At 64.5% G+C, this 737-nt stretch carries 1 protein-coding gene; it reads left to right on the top strand.

Features of this window, described 5'->3' with window-relative positions; translation table 11 throughout:
* A partial coding sequence (locus RhoFasB10_RS25735; RefSeq protein ID WP_240931474.1) for an RDD family protein occupies positions 1–495 on the top strand: 495 nt, incomplete at its 5' end.
* Positions 496–737 lie beyond the last annotated feature (242 nt).

Raw genomic sequence — 737 nt, 5'->3', positions numbered from 1 at the left:
CCCGGCAACTACCCGCCACCTCCGGCGACCGGCAACTACGGCTACGGGTCGGGCTCGCAGCTTCCGAACGGCGGGCAACCCGGCAGCCTGGCACTGCGTTTCGCCGCTCGCTTCATCGACGGAATCATCATCGGCATCATCGCTCTGATCGCGTACTTCATCGCCGGGGACGGCTTCGTCGGGCAGTTCATCCTCGGACTCGTCAGTGCGCTTCTCGGTTTCGCATACTTCACGTTCCTCGAGTCCAGCCGCGGTCAGACCTTCGGCAAGCAGATCCTCGGTCTGCGGACCCTCGGCGCTGCGGGGGGCAACCCGACGCAGGCAGAGGCAGCGAAGCGGAACGCCTTCCTGCTTCTGAACATCGTTCCGCTTCTGGGCGGACTGTTGGTGTTCATCGCGTACATCGTCATCGCGGTCACCATCAACTCCAGCCCCACCAAGCAGGGCAAGCACGACGAACTCGCTGGTGGAACGCAGGTCGTCAAGGTCGGCTGATCCCCCGGAAAGCAACGCGAGTGGGCTCGTCGCCTCCAGGCGACGGGCCCACTTCTCTTCCCATTCCAATGTTTCGATCCGACAACTCGCAGTGCCCGACGCGACGCAGTCGGTCACAATCTGTTCGAGTCCCCCTACGAGGAGTGATGACCGTGAGCGAGAACCCACCCGACGGACCGCAGTACGGCAGCAGCCCCGATCCGGAACGCCCCGACCTCGGCAAGAACGAGCCGGGACGCGGT

This window comes from Rhodococcus sp. B10 (assembly GCF_011770055.1).
In the GTDB taxonomy this organism is placed as follows: Bacteria; Actinomycetota; Actinomycetes; order Mycobacteriales; family Mycobacteriaceae; genus Rhodococcoides; species Rhodococcoides kyotonensis_B.
The sequence above is the reverse complement of the archived record's forward strand: the minus strand, read 5'-3'. Positions and strand labels throughout refer to the sequence as shown.